This is a genomic window from Alteromonas abrolhosensis, assembly GCF_001953635.1.
GTDB classification, from domain to species: Bacteria; Pseudomonadota; Gammaproteobacteria; order Enterobacterales; family Alteromonadaceae; genus Alteromonas; species Alteromonas abrolhosensis.
The window spans coordinates 85,440-112,349 of sequence record NZ_MEJH01000002.1; the positions used below are offsets into that span (position 1 = coordinate 85,440).

23 protein-coding genes are annotated in these 26,910 nt (G+C 44.9%); 6 read left to right on the forward strand and 17 right to left on the reverse strand.

The genetic code is table 11. The annotated features are described in order from the left end of the window. Positions 1–55: 55 nt before the first annotated feature. The 3 genes from BGK61_RS00380 to BGK61_RS00390 are packed head-to-tail and all read right to left on the reverse strand — an operon-like array spanning position 56 to position 2,151. Positions 56–1,057, reverse strand: coding sequence for a DUF4097 family beta strand repeat-containing protein (locus BGK61_RS00380; protein WP_076011987.1), 1,002 nt, complete (start codon positions 1,055–1,057; stop codon positions 56–58). Between the two features lie 13 nt (positions 1,058–1,070). After that, positions 1,071–1,583, reverse strand: a complete 513-nt coding sequence (locus BGK61_RS00385) for a hypothetical protein (protein WP_076011986.1) — start codon at positions 1,581–1,583, stop codon at positions 1,071–1,073. Next, positions 1,576–2,151 (reverse strand): RNA polymerase sigma factor, encoded by a 576-nt coding sequence (locus BGK61_RS00390; RefSeq protein WP_076011985.1) that lies wholly within the window; start codon positions 2,149–2,151, stop codon positions 1,576–1,578. Before BGK61_RS00390 ends, BGK61_RS00385 begins: the two co-directional genes overlap by 8 nt. Positions 2,152–2,269: 118 nt before the next feature. Here BGK61_RS00390 and BGK61_RS00395 point away from each other — a divergent pair, with 118 nt between their 5' ends. After that, positions 2,270–2,920 carry an MOSC domain-containing protein gene (locus tag BGK61_RS00395; RefSeq protein WP_076011984.1) on the forward strand — a complete coding sequence of 217 codons (651 nt, stop codon included), beginning with the start codon at positions 2,270–2,272 and terminating at the stop codon, positions 2,918–2,920. Between the two features lie 21 nt (positions 2,921–2,941). On the opposite strand, the gene BGK61_RS00400 is transcribed toward BGK61_RS00395, so the two are convergent. Further along, positions 2,942–4,054: an MBL fold metallo-hydrolase gene (locus BGK61_RS00400; protein ID WP_076011993.1), complete on the reverse strand. Its 1,113-nt coding sequence runs from the start codon at positions 4,052–4,054 to the stop codon at positions 2,942–2,944. A gap of 289 nt (positions 4,055–4,343) precedes the next feature. Here BGK61_RS00400 and BGK61_RS00405 point away from each other — a divergent pair, with 289 nt between their 5' ends. Together BGK61_RS00405 and BGK61_RS00410 are read left to right on the forward strand one after the other, a co-directional pair. Next, positions 4,344–5,033, forward strand: coding sequence for a response regulator transcription factor (locus BGK61_RS00405; protein ID WP_014977663.1), 690 nt, complete (start codon positions 4,344–4,346; stop codon positions 5,031–5,033). Next, positions 5,030–6,460, forward strand: coding sequence for a sensor histidine kinase (locus BGK61_RS00410; protein WP_076011983.1), 1,431 nt, complete (start codon positions 5,030–5,032; stop codon positions 6,458–6,460). Before BGK61_RS00405 ends, BGK61_RS00410 begins: the two co-directional genes overlap by 4 nt. Here BGK61_RS00410 and BGK61_RS00415 read toward each other — a convergent pair. The 8 genes from BGK61_RS00415 to BGK61_RS00450 form a co-directional block, all read right to left on the reverse strand. Then, on the reverse strand, positions 6,438–7,568 hold the full coding sequence (locus BGK61_RS00415; protein ID WP_076011982.1) for a PepSY-associated TM helix domain-containing protein: 1,131 nt from the start codon (positions 7,566–7,568) through the stop codon (positions 6,438–6,440). The two genes, BGK61_RS00410 and BGK61_RS00415, sit on opposite strands and share 23 nt — an antisense overlap. Positions 7,569–7,581: 13 nt before the next feature. Then, positions 7,582–9,627: a TonB-dependent receptor gene (locus BGK61_RS00420; protein ID WP_076011981.1), complete on the reverse strand. Its 2,046-nt coding sequence runs from the start codon at positions 9,625–9,627 to the stop codon at positions 7,582–7,584. A 96-nt stretch (positions 9,628–9,723) separates the two neighbouring features. Beyond that, entirely contained in the window at positions 9,724–10,812 is a 1,089-nt protein-coding gene (locus BGK61_RS00425; protein ID WP_076011980.1) for an efflux RND transporter periplasmic adaptor subunit, read from the reverse strand. 13 nt (positions 10,813–10,825) lie between these two features. Continuing rightward, positions 10,826–14,005, reverse strand: coding sequence for an efflux RND transporter permease subunit (locus tag BGK61_RS00430; RefSeq protein WP_076011979.1), 3,180 nt, complete (start codon positions 14,003–14,005; stop codon positions 10,826–10,828). A 431-nt stretch (positions 14,006–14,436) separates the two neighbouring features. Continuing rightward, positions 14,437–14,889, reverse strand: coding sequence for a 50S ribosomal protein L9 (gene rplI / locus BGK61_RS00435; RefSeq protein ID WP_012519953.1), 453 nt, complete (start codon positions 14,887–14,889; stop codon positions 14,437–14,439). Between the two features lie 26 nt (positions 14,890–14,915). Then, positions 14,916–15,143, reverse strand: coding sequence for a 30S ribosomal protein S18 (rpsR, locus tag BGK61_RS00440; protein WP_012519954.1), 228 nt, complete (start codon positions 15,141–15,143; stop codon positions 14,916–14,918). Between the two features lie 11 nt (positions 15,144–15,154). Beyond that, positions 15,155–15,556: a 30S ribosomal protein S6 gene (rpsF, locus tag BGK61_RS00445; protein ID WP_014951120.1), complete on the reverse strand. Its 402-nt coding sequence runs from the start codon at positions 15,554–15,556 to the stop codon at positions 15,155–15,157. Positions 15,557–15,700: 144 nt separating this feature from the next. Beyond that, the gene (locus BGK61_RS00450; protein ID WP_076011978.1) at positions 15,701–16,942 is read right to left on the reverse strand and encodes a GAF domain-containing sensor histidine kinase; all 1,242 of its coding nucleotides are present in this window, start codon (positions 16,940–16,942) and stop codon (positions 15,701–15,703) included. A 260-nt stretch (positions 16,943–17,202) separates the two neighbouring features. Between BGK61_RS00450 and BGK61_RS00455 the strand changes: the two genes are divergently transcribed. The 3 genes from BGK61_RS00455 (at position 17,203) to BGK61_RS00465 (ending at position 19,850) form a co-directional block, all read left to right on the forward strand. Further along, positions 17,203–17,490: a YebG family protein gene (locus tag BGK61_RS00455; RefSeq protein ID WP_014999880.1), complete on the forward strand. Its 288-nt coding sequence runs from the start codon at positions 17,203–17,205 to the stop codon at positions 17,488–17,490. Positions 17,491–17,712: 222 nt separating this feature from the next. Then, positions 17,713–18,516 carry an ABC transporter ATP-binding protein gene (locus BGK61_RS00460; protein ID WP_014999881.1) on the forward strand — a complete coding sequence of 268 codons (804 nt, stop codon included), beginning with the start codon at positions 17,713–17,715 and terminating at the stop codon, positions 18,514–18,516. Next, complete coding sequence (locus BGK61_RS00465) at positions 18,516–19,850, forward strand: ABC transporter permease (protein WP_076011977.1); 1,335 nt, start codon at positions 18,516–18,518, stop codon at positions 19,848–19,850. The genes BGK61_RS00460 and BGK61_RS00465 overlap by 1 nt, the downstream gene beginning before the upstream one ends. 120 nt (positions 19,851–19,970) lie before the next feature. On the opposite strand, the gene BGK61_RS00470 is transcribed toward BGK61_RS00465, so the two are convergent. From BGK61_RS00470 to BGK61_RS00490, 5 genes are all read right to left on the reverse strand, one after another. Next, positions 19,971–21,554 carry a methyl-accepting chemotaxis protein gene (locus BGK61_RS00470; protein WP_014999883.1) on the reverse strand — a complete coding sequence of 528 codons (1,584 nt, stop codon included), beginning with the start codon at positions 21,552–21,554 and terminating at the stop codon, positions 19,971–19,973. Positions 21,555–21,710: 156 nt separating this feature from the next. Continuing rightward, entirely contained in the window at positions 21,711–23,216 is a 1,506-nt protein-coding gene (locus tag BGK61_RS00475) for a sensor histidine kinase (RefSeq protein WP_076012811.1), read from the reverse strand. 88 nt (positions 23,217–23,304) lie between these two features. Beyond that, positions 23,305–24,387 carry a methyl-accepting chemotaxis protein gene (locus BGK61_RS00480; protein ID WP_076012807.1) on the reverse strand — a complete coding sequence of 361 codons (1,083 nt, stop codon included), beginning with the start codon at positions 24,385–24,387 and terminating at the stop codon, positions 23,305–23,307. Between the two features lie 159 nt (positions 24,388–24,546). Next, positions 24,547–25,542: a YeiH family protein gene (locus tag BGK61_RS00485; RefSeq protein WP_076012808.1), complete on the reverse strand. Its 996-nt coding sequence runs from the start codon at positions 25,540–25,542 to the stop codon at positions 24,547–24,549. Positions 25,543–25,653: 111 nt separating this feature from the next. Further along, positions 25,654–26,646, reverse strand: a complete 993-nt coding sequence (locus BGK61_RS00490) for a cation diffusion facilitator family transporter (RefSeq protein ID WP_076012809.1) — start codon at positions 26,644–26,646, stop codon at positions 25,654–25,656. Positions 26,647–26,910 lie beyond the last annotated feature (264 nt).

Consider the following 26,910-nt stretch of genomic DNA (forward strand, 5'->3'; position numbering starts at 1 on the left):
TGGACTAAACTCTTTTTTTCAACCTAAAGTTTCAATTGCCTTGCCTATAGCTTATTCACTTTTGGTCTATTTCGATTCGGCCGTGCACCGTAGAGATATCTACGTTTGCAGCACCACCGTTATGGATAAAGCGTAACCAGCTACCTGGGCCATACTTCGGCTTTTGCGACTTTTCATCGCTGATATTATTTACAATATTGCCGCCAGCGTGCGTTTCAATATCAAATTGTGCCGATACGCCATCTTGAAAGACAAATTCCATCGCGCCGCCCACAGAGTTAGCTTTTACACTGCCGTTCTTGTTAAGGCCTAAACTCGCGAAAGTACGGCCATTAACTGTATTAATCTGCAAAACATCAACCGCTTGAAGGGCTACATCAATTCGACCGTTGACGGTTTCTACTGATACGTCTGGGCTATCGGAAGTAATGTCGAGCTTGCCATTTACTGACGCAAAGCTCACTGGCGTGTTTCCTGAGTGTGTCGCTTCGATTTCGCCGTTTACCGTTTCCGCCTCTAATCGGCCTCTTACGTTCTCAAGCACGATATCTCCATTCACCGACTCAACCTCAACACGCTCACCAATATTTTTAAGTGTGACGTCGCCATTCACAACTTCAACATCTACTGCTTTTGTAACACCTTCCGCAATAAGGTCAGCATTGACCGCGGTGTAATGCAGGTCGCTTGCTTTAGGTATGTAGATAACAAGGTCGTCGCCATCTTTCCCTTTGTTGAACCAGCTCTTTGAGTGGCGCTCGACTTCAATGTGTATAACCACAACATCTCCACGTCTTTCAAAGATGAACTCTTCAGTTTGATCGCCCAGTTCACCGGTGACACGAACCTGGGACTTATTCCAAACTCGAATATCCGCTTTTCCGTTAATGTGCTCGATGTCTACTTTCGGCGAAGCCGATGTATCGATGGTCTTATCTACCTTTTCCCCTGCAAATGCCGCTGTAGCGATACTTAGCAACGCAGTAGTAAGTAGCACCTTAGCCGCAACAGGCGTTTTAAACGTGTGCAAAAATGTGTTTTTAGTATTCATATTCATCTTTAAACCCTTATTAAATTTGCTGCCACTTTGGCGCGTGCACTCGCTCAATTAAGGCAATTTGCTGTTGATATACGTGATGCAGCATTTTGATTAATGCTGAGTTGTCTGGATCGTCCTTTAACGCCGCTTTGATAACATCAGCAGCATCGTCTAATTCTTTTAATTGTTCTTGCCAATCTTCAGTTAGCGCTGTTGTACTTTCATAACTAGCAAGAAGACTATTTACTTGTTGTTGCTGCTGCATACTCATTGCGTCGATCAGGGCATAGCCATCACTTCGGCTTTCATCAGCTTTAAACGCAAAAGGAGCAGCGAACCACAATACAGTAACTAAACAAACACTTGCGGCTATCGCCATCCACTGTCTCGATGTAACCGTAGGTGATGAAGCGTCATCGTTTGAAGGGGTGTCTTGAGCCGATGCTATACCTAGCTCTATGCCTCGCCACAGATCTCGCTCGGGCTGCTTCTCTTTTGATAGCTCAGAAATATGCTGAGCAAGCTTGTCGTCAAAATTACTCATCATCGACTCCCATAAAATCTTTTAATAATTGCTTTGCACGGAAAAACTGCGCTTTGCTCGAACCCACTGCCATATTCAACATATTTGCAATGTCTTCGTGTCGGTAACCCTCTAACGCATGGAGCACGAAAACCATTCTGGCTCGCTCAGGAAGACGAATAACCATTGCTTCTAAGTCCACATCAGTACTGTTACCTTCAGCCGGCATCTCGTTAATACCGCTGTTTTCCAAGTTGAACATGCGCTGCACCCAACCTTTCTGCTTGCGCATATAGGAAATGGTAATGTTTGCCGTTACGCTGTGTAACCACGTGGAAAATTGGCTTTGACCGTCAAAATTACCCAATTTTTTCCATAGCTGAATAAAGACTTCTTGCGAAGCATCTTCCGCCATTCCCTTTTCACCTGTTAGCCGGTAACAAAGCGCGTAGACTCGCCCAATATGTTCATCGTAAAGGGATCTAAACGCCTGTTTATCGCCCCTCTTCGCTTTAGATATCAGCTCGTTTTCGCTTCTGTTACCAAACACCACATTGGCGTGTACAACACGTTGTTGTGTGTGTTCCATTCTTTTCTCTTTGTTATTTGTGGTGCTGATTAGCATTAGCACTTGTTAGTGTTATAAGGTTAGTCGTACCCTATAGTAGAAAGGTTTAAATGCACAAAAATATTTTTTTGGAGATTCCATGTCTGCCACATTTACTGTTAACGCTTTGTTTGCTGGAAAACCTCAGCCACTGGGTCCTCGTGGGGCACCGAGTAGTATTGTCAAAAGCCCTATCGACAAGTTAACGGTACATATGGACAGAACCGATGAAGACGAACAAGCCAATAAACGTCTTCATGGTGGACCGGAAAAAGTGCTGCATCAATTCAACCCGACCAACTACCTGACATTAAGAAAGCATTTTCCTGAAGGCGAATTTTCGCTAGGCAGTATTGGCGAAAATATCAGTGTAGAGGGAATGGACGATGCCACTGTTTATATCGGCGACATATGGAAGTTCGGCGATGTAGAACTGCAAGTAAGTGCCCCACGTGCCCCTTGCAGTAAAATCTCTCAGCGTTTCAACATTCCCAATTTAGACAGATTTGTCGGCGAACGAGGTATTACTGGCTGGTATTACCGAGTTATTAAAACTGGCACCATTAGTGTTGGCGACGAAGTAACGCTACTGCACCGTGAAGACGATACCGTTAATGTTCACACCTTAATGCAATGCGCACATACCAAAGCCGACAAAGCACTGGCTCAAAAGCTAGCGAAACTTGAACCGCTTGATGATGAATGGCGCAGAAAATGCCAAAAAATTGCAGATAAGATTGCGGATAAATAGGCCATTTATCCGTAGCTTAAATTAAAAAGACGCCTGCTCACCTTCATTCAAAATAATCCAAGGCATAGAAGGGTTTAGCTGCTGCTTCATTTTCATTAATCGAAACAGCGCAGAATGTGACGTTTTGTCACCCATCATCCAGCTGGCATTTCCATAGCCCCAAGGCACCACGGCTTTACAGCCTAGGTCTTGGGCCGCAACAATGGCATCTTCTGGCGTAGTATGTACTTTGCGATACCATTTAGGTGAGGTTTCGCTGAAATAAGACGCTATGGGTAACAGGCAAACATCTATTTCACCAAAGCGCGCTTTAATATCTTTGAAGTGTGGTGAATATCCCGTATCCCCCGCAAAGAACAATGTTTTGCCTTCACTCTCAAATACCCAACCACCCCACAGTGTCGCATTGTCGTCCTCGTACAAATACGGCACCCAAATTCGGTTACTGAAATGATGGGCAGGCACGAAGTGGATAGAGGTTTTGCCTACGTTTTTGCTGGTGTACCAAGCCATCTCGCTAATGGTGTAGCCTCTATTAGGAAAGTGCTCTGCGAAACCTAGCGGAACAAGATATTCGGGCTTTGTGCCTAATTCGGCAATATCGGCCTTATTAAAATGGTCATAATGAATATGGGAATAAACTACAGCATCGGTTTGTGCGAGTTTGTCTTCACCTACCTCAGCGGGTTCGTTGCGGCTGAACCCCTCCGCCAATCGAAAAGCCCAGTTAACGGGCCAATCAAACTGCCCAAACACAGGGTCGATAAGTATATGCTCGCCACCTGCGGTGTTAAGTAAAAAGCTAGCGTGCCCCAACCAGGTTACAGTAAAGCCGGTATGTGAGTTGACTGGCGGGTTGTTGCCAACGAACTGACAATTTTGCATGTCACTTTCACATTCAATATCGGCAGACGCCGGGTAGCAATCATTAGTACACGTGACGGGGTATGCTTTAAAACCGTCGTAAATATTGCTGAATCTATCCTCATACCCAGGCTCATTGGTGTACTTGATTACAGCATTTTCACCTTCTATCTGAGTAACATGATTAGAGCTGGCGCAACCAGTCAAGACACTTCCTGCTACTACTACCGACGCCGACAACGTCGTTAACTTCTTTAAACTCATTACCATTTTTAACATTGCATCCTTGTAGCTCCAACCTAGGAGGCAAAGCGCTTAGTCGACTGCTGCGTCTATGCTTTATTTACTCAATTGTGCAGACATCAAGAGCACCGCAGTTTAGCGCAAGCACTAAGATAGCTGTTAACCGTTATTGTAAAGCGAGAAACCATCAGCACCACAGTAAATTTGTAACAATATAAAAGCGCGCGTTAGCGGCCGCCTTTATCGTCACAAACCGATTAGTTGCAAATGATAACTATTATTAATAGTATGTTTAAAATTCTTTCCTGAAGCCATTATGCGTAAAACCCGAATACTCATTGTTGAAGATGACGCGACGTTAAGTGAACAAATCACACAGCTGTTGCAGTCTCGAGGATTTGACACTCGCCACGAAAGTGACGGTAATGCTGGGTTACAAGCTGTGCTTGAGGAGAACTTTGACCTTGTGTTACTCGACATACGCCTTCCCTCTTTAAACGGCTTGTCGCTGTTAAACCAATTAAGGCAAATAAAGCAAACTCCGGTGATGATGATCACCGCGTCAGGTGCCGAGCAAGAAAGGATTGAAGGCTACCGTAAGGGCGCAGATGATTACTTGCCCAAGCCCTTTAATTTTACTGAAATGATGCTTCGCATCGACGCACTGTTGCGACGCAGCAAAACATTAAACGACTCAGGCACGCAAAAGTCGGAAATCATTGTTGATGTGCTTTATTTAAATCGCATTCAGCAAGTTACCAAATACCACTCTAGATTACTCGAATTCACGCCAATACAATTTAAGCTTCTTTGGATGTTAGTAGATAACAAAGGAGAAACGTTGAGCAAAGCATTTCTTTATCACAGTGTGCTTAACAAACCCTTTTCGAGGTATGACCGAAGCTTAGATATGCACCTGTCTAGAGTACGCAAAAAGCTCGTTGAGACTGGCATGCCCCCTGAACGCCTTGCCACTGTCCACGGCCAAGGATATCGCTTTTCGTGAAAAATAAACTGCTATGGCGACTGTGCGCATTTATTGCCGTTGGCACTGTTCTGTTATTCTGGGCCATCGCGTGGCTTACCAATCATACCGAGACCAGCATGAGTTTTATCGATAAAGCTCATCAAGAAACCCTTTATTCCTATGGTCAAGAAGCGGAGAAAATCTACCTGGAGGATGGAGAACAAGCGTTAGCTGCTTTTTTGCAAGAAGTGAAGACAAAGGAGGACACGTGGCTTGCCGTAGTTAACTCCCAAATGACCACATTCGCTGACACCCAAATGTTAGATGAGTTTGTTGACCGATTTCAAATAGGCCGCAGCCCCGAATGGAAAATACATTTGTACTTTTCTGAAAACCCTGTGATGGAAGTCCCCTTCGTCGATGACAATACGCACTTTTTAATTCAACTTCCACAGCGTATGCGCCCAGGTTCGTTATTGCTCGCCACACGCTTAACGCTTCAAATTGCATTACCCTTAGTTATATTAAGTCTGTTGAGTTTTATGCTGTATCGACACCTAATGACGCCACTAAAGCAGTTAGAAAATGCCACAAAAGATTTCGCAAATGGCAATTTAGAAGCCCGTGCAATGGCTGCAATGCCCAAGCGAAATGACGAACTTACTGGGCTTGCCCAAACGTTCGACAAGATGGCCCAAAGAACCAGCAGTCTCATTTATAATCAAAGAAGTTTGCTTGCTGATCTCTCTCACGAGCTTCGCACGCCTCTTGCCCGCATCGATATGGCAATAGACTTTGTAGAGCAAGACATTAATCGTGAACAAGCACTTTCACGCCTGCGTTATGAAGCGAGTACGATGAGAGAGCTTGTTGAAGATACCCTAACCTTTGCATGGCTAAATACAGAATCGCCACAATTGAACAGCGATGACTTTGACTTGGTAGAACTTATCAATGTTATTTGTGAAGATGCGCGGTTTGAATACCCTGATAGAACCTTGCATGTCGACACACCTGAATGCGCGAATATTGAAAAGAGCAGCCAGCTTGCTTTGGGGCAGGCGTTAGAAAATATTATTCGTAATGCCTTGCGTCATACCCCTGAGCAAAGCAAAGTGAGTTTAACGCTGACCACCGATGACAATAACTATGTTATCACGGTTAAAGACGAAGGCACCGGCGTCCCTGAATCAATGCTAGACGCCATATTCGAACCTTTTTTCAGGGTAGACAAGGCACGGGCAGCCAAAAACTACGTACATGCCGCAAAGCGCTCTGGCTTTGGTCTTGGGCTTGCACTGGCGAAACGTCAAATTGCCGCTGTGGGCGGCGACATATCAGCGATAAATCGCGCTGCACTAATCAAAGACGCTGCATTACATAGAGACGCTAGTGCTACAAAGCAAACAGGGCTAGTCGTTACCATTACCCTGCCTAAGTCTTTTAATGCTGCTTTCGCAAATTGAGAAGTCTCTGCACACCAAGTAGTGTGCCAGTATAAACTAAGATACAGCAAAGCAAGCTTACCAGCCCTGCGATGGTCTGCCCTATAAAGCCAAAGTACTCTCCCGTGTGCAAAAAGCGGGAAGTACCCCAAGCCTGACTCCCTTTGGGCCAATCGGTTTTGTAAAGTGTCCTAGTGATGTCACCGGTTCCCGTGTCGAAATACAGTGAATACGCTAACTCTTGCCTGTGCCCTATACTTTTATCGATATAAAACCGTGCAACACCCTCACTTTTGCCAATTTCCATCCACATGGAATACCAATCCTGATAGCCATTTTCATTGGCGTGTTGCTGAGCTTTGGTAAATAGCGTGTCGTAACTGACAACGTCGGCGTCTAGCGTCTCAGGCATAGCTTTCTTTTCGCGAGTAGGGACTTGTTCACCGTACATTCCATACAATGCTTTGTTTGCCCACTCAAAATAAAACAGGGTAGCCGTTAGTCCAATCACAACTAAAAAAGGCAGTGACCACATACCAAAAACAAAATGCCAATGTCGGCGACGGTGCTGTTTATTAGTGTACTTTTGCCGTAACCACATTTGCTGCTTTAAGGATTTTTTCGATATGTGTTTGGGCAACCATATGATAACCCCCGATAACAGCAAAAAAATAAAAATAAGATTGCTATAAGCCGTTATGGTTTTGCCAATTAATTGGTAATCCCCTTCCATTAAAAGATATCGATGCAGGTCAGTTATGACATGAAATGCTTCTTCAACGACCCCTTCTCCTTCTCTTAATATATCTCCGGTATAGGGGTGAATAAGATAGCTGTGTTCGCCGGCCCATGCGGGAATTGCCGCTCCCTCGCTATTGACCCATCGAACAAAAATATGCGCTTCGTTAGGATGCTTTTCACGAAGTATTGATACAACCCGCTCAGTCGAGATTACCGACTTTTCGATATCAATCGTTTGTGCATAAGCCATTTCACTTAGCTCTTTGAACTGGCGCTCGTAAGTGAGTAATACACCGGTAAAAGCCATAATGAAAACGACAATGCTGGCCAATAAGCCAGCAAAGAGGTGGGCCCAAAAGACCCACCTTTTAAACGTGGAAAAGTTCATCTAAAGGCGTTGCTTAGAAATCGTAAGTCACAGACAAACGAATATCTCGTCCAGCTTCTTGCGGACCAATAACGCTTGGGAATACTTCGCTGTAGTCACCCACACTTGAATGGTCGATATACGCTTCATCAAACAAGTTCGTTACCGCCAGATTTAAGCGAAGGTCGTTTGTGACTTCCCACTCGCCATAAATATCCACTAGGGTATAGTCTGCTTTGTTAAGTGAATAAAGCGAGTCTGTCCAACCGTTTTCCAAGGCCTGATGTAGTGTATCTATGTTGATGTCGTCAACCATAGTGATGTTAAAGCCAACGCTAATGTCTGCAGTAACGGTGTAATCTGCACCAAGTACCCAGGTATCGCCGCGGCTATTACCTAAGCCAACAAACTCGTATCCGTTAATATCGATGCTGTTATAAGGTACGCTGTACAGACCTTCACGAGGCATCAATTCAACGTCTACGCTTGAAAACCCAAAGTACACGTCAACAGAGTCCCAGCGATACGCAAGGTTAAACTCTACGCCAGATGATTCTAGGTCACCGATATTATTAAATACCGAGTTGCCTTGATAACCGCTAAATAGCACATCATCAATAGTAGATTCATAGGCGCTAAGACGCGCGTTTAGATTATTGGCACTGTATTCAATTGACGCTTCGATATTGGTAACAGTTTCAGGCACCACGTCACTGGCTACAACAGGAACGTCTTCGCCATCGTATAAGTACTCATCTAGAGTGAAGCCATCACCAATTTGCTTGCCGCGCGCCGCTTCTGCGTAACCAAGACCAAGGGTCCAAGCTTCGGTAAGCTGATACTCAAGACCGACGTTAAAGCTAAGTTCATTGTCGTCTAGTCCAGATGGCTCATCGGTAACGGGTGTGCCGTAATAGTCATCGATCAAGATTTGTTGCTGAAAATCAAAGTCGTCGTATCGAACACCGTAGCTCAACAACAACTCTGGTGTGATATTGCTATGAGCTTGCGCGTAAATACCCATTACGCTGCCTTCTTCTGCGTTCTGCACAGGACCTACGCCAGGACCACTTTCTACCTCATCTTTACGATAGTCGATACCGTAGGTGAATACGTGGTTTGAAATGTCGGTGGTGTTTCTAATATCAAAACCATAGGTATCGATATCAGACAAGAAATCGAAACGGCCGCCGCGGAACGATGATGAAGTTTGGTATGCAGTGGCTTCTAAGAAAACCAATGCACTGTGGTCAAAGCGGTAGTTCGCTACGTAGGTATCACGCTCTGCTTCACTAAGATAAAGTGGAGCACCTTCTAGTACTACCCAGTTAGGTCTTGCCGAAAACTCACCCTCTTCATTGCGCTGCTCTGCACTTATTGAAAGGTATTGATTATCTGCAATGTAACCACTGGCTTTAAGGAACATGAGATCTTGATCTGCGGCAGTACCCAGCACTTCGTTGCCGTCGCCGTCTTCAAAGTTATCTCTGTCAACAGTGCTGTAATAACCTAGCAAGCCCCATGAATCACTTAGCTTTCCATAAAGGCTGCCGCTATATCGGGTGCCTTCGTTTGAGAAATAACTCGCTTTTACTCGACCACCAAATTGTTCGTCGCCTCTCAATAAATCTTGCGCATCTTTGGTTTTAAAGCGGATTGAACCACCAATGGCACCTGGGCCACTGGTTGCTTCACCTGCACCAGCCTGCACATCGATTTGCTTCAAAAGATCGGGATCTAGCGTCACGCGGCCTATGTGGTGAAATAGGGTTGAGGTTTGTTGCGCGCCATCTACGGTTACATTCAGGTAAGCATCTTCTAGTCCACGGATAAAGATTTTCTGTGCTACACCTACTGAACCGCCAACGCTGACCGACGGAGACTCTCTAAAAACGTCAGCTAGATCGTTTGCTTGAAACTGCTCAATATCCTCGGCAGTAATGCTCAAGTTAGTTGCTGCGCCTACCACAGCAACTCGCTCTATAGACTTGGTTTCTTCATTCTGGCTTTCTAGGGATTGCGCAAATACTACCGGACTGGATAGCGTGCATACTGCACTGGCTAAAGCTAACTTTTTCAAGAATGTCTCCGTTTGATAATCAACAATTACAAATAAGAAACATTCTCATTAACTTTAGTCTAAATGGATAGCACTTTTACATTTGTTACAATTCTCTCAGTTCTTCGCTGTCAAAGACTCACGCTCATTGTTGTAACGTACTTTCTGGCCTGCACGCAGGCGTTCAGCTCCTCTCACCACAACCGAGCGCTTCGGGTTCACATCGCCAAACACTTCAATTCTATCGCCCATCCCCACCCCGGTTGTCACCTTAACTTGCTCCGCTTCATTATTTTCATTGAGCTGATAGATAAAGGTGCCCGACTTTCTTAGTACCAGTGCATCGCGGGGTATGGTGACACCATCATGAGTATCGCTGCTAGGCAACGCCACACGCACTGCACTGCCTATAGGAAAGTCACCTGGGTTGATGGCAATTCGTAGCTCCATCATGCGCGATGTACTGTTGCCTACCGGTACAATGGCACGAATAGATTCTTCTACTTGGTTCACGTTATTGTGAACGCTTACGCTCATGCCGGTGGCAATATAGGGTAATACGTTAAGGGGGGCGCGCACCTGAACTTCAACGCTATCAGGGTTTACCACGCGAAGCAGGGTTTGCCCTACCCCAGTGTATTCGCCCGGCGACTGCAGCCTTTCAACCACCAAAGCCGTAAAGGGAGCACGAATACTGCTTTGTGCTATCTGATATTCGGTGAATTCTAAATCCAATTTGGCTTGCGCTAACTCCTGCTTAGCATTCTCTAAGTCAGCTTCCACTTCCTCTAACTCACCTCTGGACGTGTTTTGACTGGCCTGAAGGTTTTTGTACCTCGCGAGACGTTTGGTAAACAGTTCAACCTGCGACTGCCATCTGGCAATATTTGAGGCATTTTGATTGCGGGTAATGCTTAAGCGAGTATCGTCGACTTTAACTAAAGGCTCCCCTGCTTTAACCACATCACCTACATCTGCCATCCAAGTGATGCGACCGTCTACCTCAGAGGCAAGGTTTGCATCGATAACGCTTAGTACCGTTCCAGGAACCCAGGTTAGTTGTGAAATCGCTTGCTCTCTGGCTTCATCTATTTGAACCAGCTCCGGCGGTGGTTGCTTGCTATCCTGCGCGTGTGCGCTCAACGATACACTGCTTGCAAATAAGGTAAACAAACTAAGGGCGATAGTAGAAGTCATTGCTTTCATGGTTGTCTTTTCCTTACACATGATCGTTGTATTTATTTTGTTTTACGGTGGATGAAGTAGTCGGCGAAGTGCCAGTGCTCTCTATACGCTCGGCCAGGGGTTTGAGTATATTTACAGATGACGTTGAAGCCGTCATACGCAGCAAGGTAGGCAGTAATAGCAAGGTGAATATGGTACTCACCGTCATTCCTCCCACAATAACAGCCGCAAGACCTCGGTAAATAACGCTGCCTGCACCTGGTAGCAACAGTAGGGGCAGCATGCCAAAGATTGAGGTCAGTGTGCTCATAAAGATAGGCCGTAAACGTAGTTTGATGGCTTGCTCTACCGCGTCATCACGGGTCAGCCCTTCTTGTTCTCCTATACGAGTTTGATGAACAAGTAAAATGGCATTGTTCACCACAAGCCCTAGCAAAATAATGAAGCCAATCATGGTTAACAGGTCCATTGGCTGGAAGGTAAAGATGTTCATGATACGAATAGCAATCACCCCGCCCACCGTGGCTAGCGGAATAGAAAGTACTACCAGCACGCTGTCTTTTAACGATTTAAACAACCCCGCCATTAACAGCAGTAGCAACACCATGGCAAAAAGAAAGTTATCAGCCATCGAGGCAATAGCGCCTTTTAAGCTATCCGCGCTACCACCATAATTAATAGCGCCATCGGTAGGCATCATGGCCATAATGGCGGGCTCAACCTCAGAGGTAATCACTTTCATGGCTTCTTCTAAACTCATACCCTCTGGCGGATTTACGTTTAGCGTAAGGGTTCTTCGACCATCAATGCGCTGAATACGACTCGGACCTACGGCTCTTTCAATACCTACCAGTTCGCCTAATTGCACCACCTCGCCTGATGGTGTCATGACTGGCGTACTGTTTAAGTCTTCGGGTGTGAACCAAGGTGCTGAGCGAAAGATAATATTCATGCGTTTGGTGCCATCGAAGTACTCCCCCACATACATACCATCACCCATGGCTCGTACCAGGTTCCCCATACTGCCCCGATTTAACCCCACTTCCATCATTCGGCTGTCATTGGGGTAAAAGCGAAGCTCTGGTTCGGCTTGCTCTAGAGGTGGATTCGAACGCGCATTAGCGTTAGGGAAAACTTCTCTCAATTTGTCTAAACCTGCTTGCGCAGCAATGCCGAGCATGGCCTGATCGGTACCTTGAAGATGAATGTCGATTGACCGACCGTTTCCAAAGCCGCCGAACAAATTGCCTTGTTGTGAAAAGGTTTGTGTATCCGGCAAATCCTTTAAAATTTCATCGCGAACAATGGCTTCTAACTCTTTGACCTTAGACTGATCTTTAGCGCGCACACCCAAATTTCCGCCATTTGGCCACGTAATAATGTAGTAGTTTTTCAGCGCTGGCTGCTTGTCTCCGTCCATGTAGGGCTGCAGTCGCTCAACGATAATTGGCATCACTTCTTCGCTAATAAAGTTTTCACTGGCACCTGCAGGCAAACTTAAGAAGGCGTCAACGGCATCGCGTTTTACGGGTGGCAAATAGTCCATGGCAGGCATAAGCAGAACACTACCTGTAATAGGCACTCCCATAAGCGTTATTACTAATACGAGGCGGCGAAGCGGCGTACTTGATAGCGACATAATAGCGCGGGTTATTTTTGCCCATACCCGCTGTAGGCTGTCAGCTGGCATATTGCCATTAAGGTATCTAGCGGCAACAACAGGCAATACCGTTACCGCAACCACTAGCGACATACACACTGCAATGGCAATGGTAAGAGCGAGGTCAGCAAACAATTGCCCTTCAACATCTTCCAAAAACATAACGGGAATAAAAATGGCAACGGTGGTAGCTGTTGACGCCATGAGAGCACCAAAAACTTCTTTCGTTCCCCGATGGGCACAATCCTCCATGTGCGTTTGTGAATTTGAGTCTTTGTTTTCGATTTCGGCACTCTTGCGCGTTCTTACAATGTTTTCCAGCACGACAATAGCGGCGTCTAGCACCATACCTACCGCAAAGGCGAGCCCTGCTAGTGAAATGATATTGAGCGAGCGACCAGTAATCTGAAGCACCACAAAAGTGCTAAGTAGTGAGATAGGAATGGCCAATGCCACAATGAGCGTTGCCCGCAGCTGGCGCATAAAGAGCCAAAGCACGGCAATGGCAAGCAGCACGCCTATAAATAAATTGCTTGTAACTAGCTGCACCGCTCTATAGATAAATACTGAGGCATCGAAGCTTTGCGCCATGACTAACTGTTCAGGGACCAAGTCCTGTTCGTTTATTTGTGCAACTTTTGCTTTTACGGCTTCTAAGGTAGCTAAAACATTGGCGTTGTTTTGTCGGTCTACGCGAATAGATATAGCCGGATTGCCGTTTTGCACACTGTAGTTTGCACCGTCAGCGCGGGTGATTTTAATTTCGGCAATGTCATTTAGAGTGATAGGGCTGCCGTCTCGCCATTCAAGGATCATTTCACCCATTTGCGTAGGCTCGTAGCGACCTTCAAAACGCAGGGTATAGCGTCTTCTGCCCACATCGACAAAGCCGCCTGAAATATCATTCGCACGCCCCAACTCGTTGGCAACTGCCGTTAGGTCAATGCCTAACTGCGCCGCTTTAAACGGGTCGAAAACAATTTGAAACTCCTCAACGCCGCCAACCCCGCTTTCCATACGCGCCCTTGCAACGCCCGGGATAGATTCAAGCTGAGGTTTAATGACATCGGTAAAAAAGGTTACATAGGTATTAATTTCGTTTGGATTGCCCGGAAGGCGCTGAAGAAAAAAGTAGGTCAAAGCGGGGGCGTCTCCCCCACTTCCAGCAAGCATTATATTAGGGGAGAGGGCATCGCGAGGTAGTGGGGGTAAGCGGTTCATGCGGCTAATCACTTCAATGAGCGTTTTCTGCATGTCTGTATCTAAGCCAAACTCTAGATTAATCCACGCATTACCTTGGTTTGCCCATGCGCTCATCGACTCAAGGCCAGGGATCCCTTGCAGGACTTCCTCTTGAGGTTCAATGATCTCCGACTCAATTTCTTGGGGCGACGCAGCGCGCCACGAGGTCTGGATGTTAATATTCGGTCTTTCAATGTCAGGAAACAGCTGTACAGGTAAATTAAACAGGCTATATAGCCCTAAAAATACCAGCAGTGTTATTCCTATACCTACCCCAGTCGCGTTTTTTATTGCTTGCTTAGTGATGTCCATAATATGGCACTTATGCTTTTTATTGTTTGGTTTACTATAGGTCGCAGGAATGACAGAAAAAGTTTAAAGCCATGACACTAAGAATTTCAGCGATTATTAACATTTTGTTTAAATACCGTTTAAAAAACGTTATTTATCGCAGATGAGTGGACCTCAAAAATACGCTGTTTGTCGGCTTTAGACATATTTGGTTACACCAAGTGTGTTAAGTGGCTCAACGTGGAATGCCGGAGAGCTAAGCTGAGCTTTGAAGAGTGTAAGCTGCCAACCGCGTATTATGTGTTAATTAAACGTCAATTTGTTGAAAGTTAAAGAAGGCAAGAGCAAAGAGTAATGCAAGAACACCTGTTAAGATGGCGAGGTGAATCTTAAATAAATTTAGAGCAAAAAAAAGCCGCTCTAAGAGCGGCTTTTTTCAAATACGTCAGCGATTACGCTTCAGCAATGATGATCACTTTGATTGAAGTGATAACGTCAGAGTGAAGTTGTAAGTCGATGTCATACTCACCAGTCTCACGAAGAGTACCAGTAGGTAGTTTAACTTCTGCTTTTTGTACTTCAACGCCAGCTGCAGTGATTGCATCAGCGATGTCACGAGTACCAACAGAGCCAAATAGTTTACCTTCGTCGCCAGCAGGAGCTGCGATTGTAACTTCAGCAAGCTCAGCAACTTTTTCAGCGCGTGCGTTAGCAGCAGCTAGTTGCTCAGCAATTTTCGCTTCAAGTTCAGCACGACGTGCTTCGAACTTTTCAACGTTGTCTTTAGTTGCAGGAACCGCTTTACCCTGTGGGAAAAGGAAGTTACGAGCGTAACCAGACTTAACAGTCACTTGGTCGCCCAGGCCGCCAAGGTTGGCGATTTTATCTAGTAGGATGATATTCATCTTAGCTAACCCTTATATTCGCCAAATTACTTGTGTGAATCAGTGTACGGAAGCAACGCAAGGAAACGTGCGCGCTTGATCGCAGAAGACAGCTGACGCTGATATTTTGCGCTTGTACCAGTAATACGGCTAGGGACAATTTTACCGCTCTCAGTGATGTAGTTCTTAAGAGTAGCGATATCTTTGTAATCAATCTCAGTCACACCTTCTGCAGTGAAACGGCAGAACTTACGACGTCTGAAAAAACGAGCCATGGGTGATCTCCTTAAGCGTTGTCTTCAGTGGTTTCAGTTTTCTTTTCCGCGCGATCTTGGCGAGGAGCAGAATCGTCACGACGCTCACGACGAGGCTCTTCTTTCATCATTGGAGAAGGCTCAGTCACAGCAGTCTTAGTGCGCATAACCATGTTACGTAAGATCACGTCGTTGAAACGGAAAGCATTTTCCAATTCATCAACAGCTTCTGCAGACGCTTCAGCATTGATTAGTACGTAGTGGGCTTTGTGCAGCTTTTCAATTGGGTAAGCCAGTTGACGACGGCCCCAATCTTCTAAACGATGAATCTGACCACCGTCTTGCTTTAGGATTGTGGTATAACGCTCGATCATACCAGGTACTTGTTCACTCTGATCAGGGTGAACCATAAATACGATTTCGTAATGACGCATTATAGCTCCTTACGGTTGTAGCCTCGACAGTACAGCCGACTGTATGGAGACAAGGAACGAATTGGGATGGCTGTAAGGGCGCGCATTATACGCACTCAAACATCGTTGCACAAGCATTAATCAACTTTGGAAATTATTTTGCGGTTACTGCGAGGCACTTTCGTATGAGATAGAGGTAACGCGCATTAGCGGAAAGCGCAGGATGAATTCCGTTCCGTTAAAATCAGAAGACACCTTGAGGGAACCTTTATGCGCCTTTGCAATTTCTGATGCTATAAACAACCCTAAACCTAGCCCACCATTTTTCGCGCTGCCGTCTTTACGCCAGAAAGGTTGAAATAGGCGAGTTTTAGACTCATCAGATATAGGGGTGCCACTGTTTCTTACGCTAAGGATAAAGTCGCTCTTATTGGTGATAGCCTTGACATATATCGGATACGCTTGGTCGCCATGTACTAGGGCATTTTTCAACAAATTGGAGAGGAGCTGACAAACTCGCTTTTCATCACAGACAAAATGCTCAGTTATGTCAATATGTGTTCTGATGGTGCATCTAGGATAAGCAGTAGCTAACTCCTCAATTGTGTAGTTCAGTTGTTGCGCTAAACTAACTGTCACCCCCATTTTCACTGGTAGCCCTTCGCCGACTCGACTGTGGGTGAAGTCCATTGTATCTTCGATTAGGCGAGTCATTCTTTGCACGCTATTTTTCATTCTTGATACAGCTTTGAATACTGGCACTTGGACAGTGTTTGCGATTTCACTGTCTTTTAATATGTCATCTAGAAAACTAATACCAATTTGAATGGAAGATAAAGGGGTTCGTATGTCGTGACCCAAAATAGCGATGTATTGTTCTTGAAGACGGGCAATATTTCTTGCGTCAGTAAGCTGTGCCCGTGATCGCTCTATCTGGTCTTTTAATAAGATCTGACTAGATATAAGTCTAGCGAAAGCACTTATCTGCCCGTGAACAAGCTCGCAGCGTAACTCCCTTGGCTCTGAGTCTAAGCCGCATAGAGTTCCAAAAAAATCCCCATTAGCGTCGTAAATAGGGTAAGAAAAATAGCTTTCAAAACCATACATTACAGGTATGGGATTATCACAATACTCTTTGTCAGCAGACGCGTGATTGATGACGATCTCTTTCCTACTTGCCCTCACAGAGCGGCAGAATGTGGTCTCTATATCTAAATGGTCGCCGGGAGTTAGACCAAACTCTGCGTTGTCTAACACTGCGCACAAGGTCCACGCTTCTTCCGTGACTCTGGCGACACAAATGAAACGCAGATTTAAGCTACTTGCTAGTATTTGCATTATATGAGGGATCGCTTCGATAGCATCAATAGCTTGAATGTCTTGATGAACAGCGCCGTTCGCTACCATAACTTTGAAGTACCTTTTCTCGAGAACTTGTTTAGTAGAGTCTTTTTTCTAATACTTTAAAATTTCGAAAGATGAAATAACTAACCACGTTAAAGGTTGTGCACAACATTAAATTTGGACTGAATAGAGATGCTAATGTATACCAATGTATAATACTCAATAACTTTCGCAAATCCAGCAATAATAAATCAACAACACTGTTTATTTATACAGTAAAATACTGTACAGTTTTTGTATCTTTAATAAACAGGGGACCTACCATGGCCATTACCACACAGTATGTTGTTACGCACAAAGGGGTAGAAAAATTGGTAACTACCGACAAAAAAGAAGCCGATCAGTTTGACAAAATGCTCGATGCGGCAGATAACCTTGCTGATTACATTCATGCGAAGGGCATCAAGCTAGACGATAGTGTTGTGGAAGAACTCACCATTATGCTGTCTAAAAACAAAGATAAAATCAGCAAGATTTTCAAAGGCGCTACAGCAGAAAGCGTATTGGAAGATGAAAGCGCGGAAGTGGTAAAGCTACAAGCTAATGGCTGATAATTTCAGCGCGCCTCTCCTTTATGTCGTTATGAAGAGCAATTAATAAGAGCAACTGCCGCTTTGTCCTAATAAGATCTGATAGCATAGCTGTCAGAGGCAATGTTATTTAATAACATTGGCACAAAGCGGTGAAAGTTTTTTACTCGGCCTTGACTGGGTGAACAGATGTGTCGCTTTTGCTAATGTGAATATAAGACATAAATATAGTTCGGGCTTAGCGTGAATATAATTAATAAAAACAATAGCACTCAACCCCAGCGCAATGTAGTAGTTGAAGGCCGCAGCGCAGTGACTGAAGAGCGCAACACAGCGATTGAAGTTAGCAATTTACAGTTTTCGTACACCAAAAAAAATGCGCCCGTCATTGATATTAAAGCGTGGCAGGTTTCCCAAGGTGAACACGTTTTTCTTTCAGGGCCTTCGGGGAGTGGCAAAAGCACATTGCTCAATTTGCTATGTGGTACGTTGACCCCTACTCGGGGCGACATCGCTTTACTCGAACAGCCTTTTTCCTCGTTATCTAACCGACAGCGGGACAAGTTTAGAGCACGTCATATCGGCGTTGTTTTTCAGCAGTTTAACCTTATTCCCTACCTTTCGGTGGCGCAGAATATTCGTGCAGCGGTGTACTTTGCAAGTACGAAACCTAGTAAAAAAACAGAAGACGCAAAGCTTCGTCATTTGATGGACAAGCTACAGCTGCCTTCTCACGTGCTGCATGCGAAAGCTGACGCATTGAGTATAGGTCAGCAGCAGCGCGTTGCCATAGCCAGAGCACTGATAAACGACCCTCAATTATTGATTGTTGATGAACCTACCTCTGCCCTAGATACCGATGCCAGAGATAGTTTTATGTCACTGCTAAAAGATGTTGCAGGTGAAAGTACCATGATTTTCGTGAGTCACGACAAAGCCATGGAAAATTATTTTGACCGCCACTGCAGCATAAGTGAATTAAGCCCAAGTACAAACCACATAAAGGCGTTAGGCGGTGAGACCAAAAAAGCACAGGAGCGTGCGTAATGCTAAGTACTATTGCTATTGAAAGCTTAAAGCGCAGGAAAACAACGGCAATCCTCACACTTTTAAGCATTACCATCAGCATTAGTTTACTTTTGTGCGTGGACATTATTCGCAGCCAAGTAAAAACCAGTTTTACGCGCACCGTGTCTGGTGTTGATCTTATTGTTGGCGCACCAAGTGGACAGCTTAATTTACTCCTGTCGTCAGTGTTTAATATAGGCACTCCCACCAAAGGTATTGAATATAAAAGTATTGCGGCGCTTCAATCTAACAAACAGGTATCGTGGCTTATCCCGCTATCTTTAGGTGATACTCACAGAGGTTTTAGAGTAGTAGGTACTACCAGTAGTTTTTTCGACCACTTTAAATACGGAGATATGCAGTCACTTGAAATGTCGGAAGGCACTGCGTTTACGCAGCCACTGTCTACTGTTGTCGGTGCTGACATTGCCACGTCATTGGGCTACAAGGTAGGGGATGAAATCATTATTTCCCACGGTTTAGGGAATGTCTCATTTAACAATCATGATGCACATCCTTTTACTATCTCGGGCATTCTTAAGAAAACTGGCACTCCCGTAGATAAAGCCGTATACGTTACCTTGCAAGGACTTGAAGAAGCTCACACTGGGCCTAAACATTCGCCCACCTCAATGTTAGGCCGCAAATCTGCTGACAAGGAAAACGAGCATGAGCATGAGCATGAGCATGAGCATGAGCATGAGCATGAGCATGACGAGCATACCGAAGAACATGCGGCTTACCATAGCGAAGCATTTACGCCTGAGTCAGTATCCGTGGTGATGCTGGGGCTTAAACATCGGGTAACTGCACTGCAGCTTCAATATCAAATTAATCAAAGTAAGAATGAGCCGCTAATGGCTATTCTACCGGGCATGGCACTCGCTGAACTTTGGCAAATTATGGGAAATGTAGAATCGCTATTGCTTGGCCTTTCCGGTCTTATCGTCATCTGCGCGCTAATTGGGCTTGCGACTATGCTGCTAGCAACGATGAGGGAGCGTTATCAAGAAATCGCGGTTTTACGAACTATAGGCGCAGGACCGTTTACCTTACTGCTACTCATACAGATTGAAGCGATGGTGCTTACGATTGTGAGTGCCACACTGAGTTTAGGCTTGGTAGCTGGGCTTATGAGCGCACTAAAACCTTGGTTAAGCAGTGCTTATGGACTCTTCTTAAGCGGCCCACTATTCAGTCAAAGCAGTGTTGTTATTATTTTGCTTATACTAGGGTGCACATATTTGGTTTCGCTGTTTCCAGCTGTGGCGGCCTACAGACGCGGCCTACATGCAGGGCTTAATGCGAATTAATAAATACCTATGCCTAAAACGTTGTTTCGAGTTTTATAGGCTTTTATTTAGCGCCACATCTTTACGCCAATAGGCAATAGGCCTTTTAGTGGAGTGAGCGTAAGAGAGCTGGGGAGAGTATTACTCTCCCACTCGCTTATCTGTGCTGAAACGCAATATTAGCTCGTGAACCTGATTAACCGTTGCGCGTAAATCGTGACTCGCTGCTAACGATGCTTCAGATGAACGCTGGGTTTCAGACGCGCCGTCAGCGACTTCTACTAACTGCTGGTTAATATGCTCTGCCACCGTGCTTTGTTCTTCTACCGCTGAAGACATCTCTACCGTGGCATCGGCAATACCTTTTACGGCGTTATTAATTTCAAACAATGCACCTCGGGTTTCTTCTACTATAGCGCTGCCGTGCTCTGCTGAAGCTAGCCCTTCCGTCGATACCCTTACAGCTCGGTCAGAACGCTCAGCCAATTCATTAATGATGTTGTGGATTTTATCGGTCGATTCGCGAGTTTTCGAAGCTAAAGTACGAACCTCATCGGCAACAACCGCAAAACCTCTTCCTTGTTCGCCAGCTCTTGCAGCTTCAATCGCAGCGTTAAGTGCTAGCAGGTTAGTTTGCTCCGCAATAGTAGAAATAATATTGGCCGCTTCACCAATATCGCTGGTTGACTGAGCCAGCTCTGTTACCGTGGTAGAGATTGACTCAACCGCCTCGCGTAAGGCGACAATCGCCTGCATGGCTTGTTCTGCCTTTTGATTACCCGTTTCAACGTTTGCCGCTGCAGTCCTTGCGCTCTTTGCGTTGCTCTCTACTCGTTCTGCAACTTCTTGAATGGCCTGACTCATTTGCGTCACCGCAGACGCGATTTGCTGGGTTGCTTGGTTTTGTTGGACCACCGCAGCACTTGTACTTTCAGCTTGCTGATGCGTTGTGTTAGCGATTGACTCAAGGCCCGCTGATGCATCTTTAATACGGGTTAACGCCGTGCGATTTCTGGCAAGTTCACACCCCAGTGCGAGCTTAGCTTGGCTAATGTGAATAGGGTCCGGGAAGTAGGTTTGCGCCACCGTTTCGTTTGCATAGCTTTCCGGGCTAAGCGAAAGCAGCGCGCCCCAATCTTTTCTCGTTTTGGCTTCTTGGGCAATCATTAAAATAATTGCCCCTGCTAGCGCAATACCAGCCGCAGCGGCGCCGTGGGTAAATGCAAGAGCTAGTACTAAGACAGCACTTATCAGCAACGTAGGCGCCAGATGCATTAGGTTTTGAGCTAAGCGCGACATCGGTGATACCGCTGACTTTCCCTGCTGCATTCTTGCATAAACACTGGAAGCACGGGTTATTTCGTCACTCAACGCTGGAACTCGAACGGACTCATAGCCTACAACGGCTTTCCCCTCGTACACAGGCGTTACGAACGCCGAAACCCAATAATGATCGCCATTTTTTCTTCTGTTTTTAACCAGACCTAACCAGCTCTGCCCAGATTCCAAAGTACGCCACATCTCTTTGAATACGGGGGCTGGCATATCTGGATGACGGATAATATTGTGGTTTTTACCAATGAGTTCTTCACGAGTATAACCGCTCGCCTCTACGAATGCGCTGTTGCAATGCTGGATTACACCACGTTTATCAGTGGAGGAAATAAGACGGTGATGTGATGGGAATTTATATTCTTTTTGGGTAACTGGCTGATTATTTCTCATTGGGTGCTTTCTCCATGTAACAAAGCAATCATCCGTGAACAGTAGGAAATTTTGCTTATCTCCTAAGACTAGAACATAAATATTTTCTGTCTAGCTGGAAGAAAAAATTAGAGAAATTCTATATTTTATCAGCAGTTTAGGAAAGCACTTTATACTTTAGAATAAAGGCAATAAAACCGCAACGCATGTTCCTTTACCCTCTTCACTGGTGATATTTATTTTTCCGTTGTGTTCTTCGACAATGGTCATGGAAATAGACATGCCTAACCCTGTTCCTTCACCAGGAGGCTTAGTGGTAAAGAAGGGCGTGAATATTCTATCCAGTGTTTCTTTCGACATACCGATACCTTCATCTTCTACGATAAGCATGGCGTTCTTTTCATCTTTCTGTACTTTTAGGGTGATAGACTTTCCTTCTGGCGTAGCATAGATAGCGTTGGTTACGAAATTAACCAATACCTGCTGAATTTGCCCCGCGTTACCAAGGAAATAAACATCTTTATCCGGTACTTCTAAATTAACTTTGTTTTTGTACCTGTGCAGGTTGTTCGTTAGCTTGATTACCGTATTCATAGCTTCTACAGCGCTTATTTGCGTGTGCTTTCCTGAGCCTGGATACGAAAAACTTCGCAACGCTTTTACTATCTCAATAATGCGTTCAATGCCCTCATGAGATTCGTTGAACATTTCTAAAATCTCGCTTGCACTTTCTCGCAGAGAAAAACGCTTCTCCAGCGCTTCGAATTGCGCTTCAATCTCTCCACCAGCAGTACGACACAGTAGCCCTATTTCATCTAACGCATGTTGATAGTCATTAAAGATTTCTTTCGCGACAACGGTATTACTTCGAACATACCCGATTGGGTTATTAATTTCATGAGCTATGCCCGCCGCAAGTTGGCCTAACATCGCCATTTTATCTGCGCTGACCAACCTCTCTTCTAAAAAGTCCCTGTCTTTTTTAACCGTCTTTAATTCAATTTTTCGACTGTTAAGTTCCGTCGTTTTACTTTCGTAGCGTGATGTTATGTCTAAGTAATGCTTAGTTGTATCCAAAACATAAAGCGTTTCTTCTTCTAGGTTGTCATCTTTGGTAAGCAACACTAGCCAGGCGTATTCGCCGTCAGCCATTTTATGCATGAAGTGAAGTAAGCGCGCTTCTTTTTGAGTGTCGGGTCGCTGAACTGCATTAACACACCAATGGGAATAACTGTCCCTTAAGGAGAGTGGTGTTTCAATTTTAATTAATTCAGCAAGTTCCGGTGAGCTACACCACCCCTCGTCAAAAGTAAGTACTTGGTTATCATCACCCACTACGAGCTCGTCATTTTTCACAATGAACGCTTTTCCACAATGGGCATTGCTAAATTCCACCGCTGATTCTAGGGCAGAAAATATAAAACTTTTTCCTGGCTGGGCGTTGGAAAGCTGCGATGCAGTTCTGTTGAGGTAGAGCAGCTCTCGCTCCCGCTGCTTTGAATCATTTAGTGCTTTTCTAAGCGCTTGGTTTGCTAGATAAGCATCTTGAGAATAGGTTTCTAAGAAAGATTCTGCGTTTTTACGCGCAATTTTTTGACGCTTAAGTTGTCGTTCTAACGAGTTAACGCGGGCTTCCAGCGCAAGAATGCGCTCGTGGTCGGTGGAATACGATGTTTCACTCACCAAGAAGCCCTCCATTTAGGTCGCCGATAAAATTTCAGAGCGCCGTACTTTTCAATGGGGCCTATAGAACCATAGAGTTCTGCGGCCGCTAGCTAACTAGCCTATCAAGGAGTGTCATTACTCTCTCACTGGCTTGTTCCATCTCTATAAGCTTAGCATCAGCTTCAGCGTTGTCGCCATTTTGTTTAGCTAGCACTGCGGCTATTCCGCTGCTATGTACTCTTGCATGCGGAGCTTCAATCTCTCTGAATGCCGTTGTTTGGCCTACCGCTTTGTTAGCATTATCACTATACCATTGCCCTAGGCGACAGTTTTTGTGATCGCCAAAGTCCGCCACCGATTTGTTACTGTAACCACATAGCACCGCATATACTTCTGCTTTCCACACTACATGATCCAGCTTTACTGTTTGGATAAATGTAGCAATGGTGCCTTCACTAATAGTAGATTTCATGCTGTCACAGTGCTTCACCATGACTTCATAGCTACTATTAAGTTGATTAATGCCTGTCTCAAGCTGTTCGTTGTTTCCACGCAGCTCATTCACTCCCGACACCGCTTTGGATGTTGATTGAATAATGCCATTAACCAACTCTGAAACTTCCGTTGCAGATTTATTGGTTTCTGTTGCCAGTGCACGTACTTCATCAGCAACAACACTAAACCCTCGACCTGCATCGCCCGCTCGAGCCGCTTCAATCGCGGCGTTTAGCGCGAGCAAGTTGGTCTGGTCGGAAATACTCGTAATAGTAGTAACAAATTTATTAATGTTATCTGCTGTTGTCGATAACCCCGAAATACGTTCGCTCATACTGCCCATTTGGACATTAAGCCCGCTCATGTCGGTAACAATTTTGCTCAACGTAGTCGCAGAATCACTAAACAACTCATTAATATTAGCTACAGACTGGTTCTCAGCATCGATTCGCTGATAAGTAGCCAACACCGTTTCACGAATACCTTCTAATTGACGCATTGCATCAACAATGCACTTCATTACAACGGAATCGTTCGACGATGCATGCTGGCCGTTTGCAGCCTCAATGGCATTAATGAGTTCACTATTTTCTGCCTCTAAAACGTCAATTTTGTCTAAGGCTTCTTGCACTCTTGCTTCTAGTTTACGTACTTGCGCTTCTTTTTCTTCGTATTTACTGCGAGATACAAACATGTGTGGTTACCGATATGTTTTTTATAGAGTTATTTTGTTCAGATTAACAGATATTTAGACTAATTAACTATTAGTCTGAAGTAGCGTTATACATTGAATATCGGCAGATTTTCTAAATTCGATACATTTAAAACGCCGCGCCCAGTTTCTTATCTAACGTTACGAAAAGTGTAAGTACCCTAAAATGATGAGTGCTAACCATAGGGTTTCTGCGAAAATCATAATTATTGGTCGCACACCAACATTGATGAGCTGACCCAAGTTTGATTTCATTCCAATCGCGGCTATGGAAACGATGAGGAAAAAGCGTGAGATTTGACTCCCCATCTCTACAACGCTTTCAGGTAAAACAAAGAAACTGTTCAGTAGCATCATCATCACGAAGCCGACTAAGAAGAGTGGTATCTTAGGACTGTTTGTTTGACGGCTTTTGATACCAGCAGATAAGGTTTTTGCTACTACTAACACCATAATCATAACTACTGGAACTAGCATGGCCACCCTAACAAGTTTCGTTAGCGTTGCCATGTCGCCTACTTCCTGAGAAATCGAGTAGCCTGCCCCTACAACTTGCGCAACATCATGAATAGTGCCACCTAGAAATATGCCAGCTTCACTGTCTGACAGGTTTAGCTGAACAGCGATAATAGGATAAAGTACCATTGCGATTGTAGACATAGCGGTAACGCCAATAACGGTAACTAGTGTATCTCGCTCGTGGTGCTGGCCTTTGGGTAGAATGGTAGATATAGCCAATGCAGCGGACGCGCCACAGATAGCAACTGCGCCTCCTGTTAAGGCCCCTAGTTGCCCTTTTAACCCCAAAATTCTAGCGAGGCCAATACCAAGCAAGATGGTCGATAAAATGGCAATGCACAATAAGCCCAGCGTATCCCAGCCCAGTGCGGTTAAATCTTCAAGTGCGAGTCTTAAACCAAGGAGTACAACACCTGTACGCAATAAAGTACTGGCACAAAAATCAATGCCTTCGGTACTTGGTGAATCAGCTCGATAGAGAAAAGAAACAGCCATTCCTATCAGAAGAGCAAACAGCATGGCAGGGGAACCGTAGTGCTCGCTGAGAAAAAGAGCCGCCAAGCCGGTAATGACGGAAACGCTTACTCCCGGGAGAATCGCTTGATATCTAATATTCATACTTTTGTTTATTAATTATAGTTATTGTTTAAAAGGCCTATCACTACAAAAGCTTGATTTTCGTTGGCCTTTAGAAAACGATTCCCTACTCTCGCCAGAGTTTAACGCAACTTATAGTTCTTCATGCTGATGTTCGTGAGAGTGAGCGTGTAAATGATCATTATCGTCACGACATGGCTCACCCGGCAACTCGAACTCTATGGTTGTGTGAGCAAGCCCAAATGGCGCTAACCTTTCGTGCACTTCTTCTTTAAGCAGTCGTAACTTGTCATTGTCTATCGCACAGTTTATTACCACATGTGCAGTAAGCACATGCTGCTCACCGTCTAGCGACCAAAAATGTACGTGATGTATTTCTTCGACGTGCTCCATATTTAATAGCGTACTGCTAATAGCATTCCTTGTTGCCAAATCAGGTACACCCTGTAGAAACAACGACATGGTCTGCACTACATATCGAACAACATTCACCAAAATGAAAAGCGTAAAACCAATAGATAAGATAGGGTCGAGTATGGGCCAATCGACAAAGTGGAGAACGATGGCTACTACCAGTACCGCAACCCACCCCATGGTATCTTCTATTAAATGCCAGTTAAGCACTTTTTCATTCATCGAATGACCGCCGTGGAGCTTATACGCAGCAAAGCCATTCACGAAAATACCGAGAATCGCCAATCCAATCATACCCTCTGTAACGGGCATTTCTGGGTTAGATAGACGGGGAATGGCCTCAGACAATACCCAAATTGAGCCAATGACCAATATAACGCCATTGATCATGGCGCCCATCAGGCTTAACCGTTTGAAGCCATAAGTATACTTTTCGGTTGAAGCTTTGTTTCCTAACTTACTTAAATACCACGCAAGGCCTATAGAGAGAGAGTCTCCTAAATCGTGAACCGCGTCCGCCATAATGGCGACACTGTTTGTAAGCCAACCACCGATAAATTCAATGATGGTGAAAATAAAGTTCAGCCAGAACGCCCATCCTATCCGTGTGGAGTCTGTACCTAGTGCCTCAGTATGTGCGCCGTGGTGGTGACCGTGATGATGACCTTTGTGCTGATTGGAAACGCTTGTGTTGTGATTATGGTGATGCATGATGACAACTCACATAAGAAGATATGCTGAGCTTAACGTGATGTGTTGATAGGTGCGAATAAAATATCGAGCACAGGTTGTTAACATGTTCTCAAGATAATTTGTAAATAGTGGGTGAAGCAATCGTCTCTCTTTTTTTAACCTTCCCCCAAAACAACCATAAGATATTAATTACAAAAGAAATAAATTTAAAATGGAGGAAATGTATGAAAAACCCAAATGTTAATTTTTTGAGAACAGTATTGATCTTTACGTGTCAGTCGC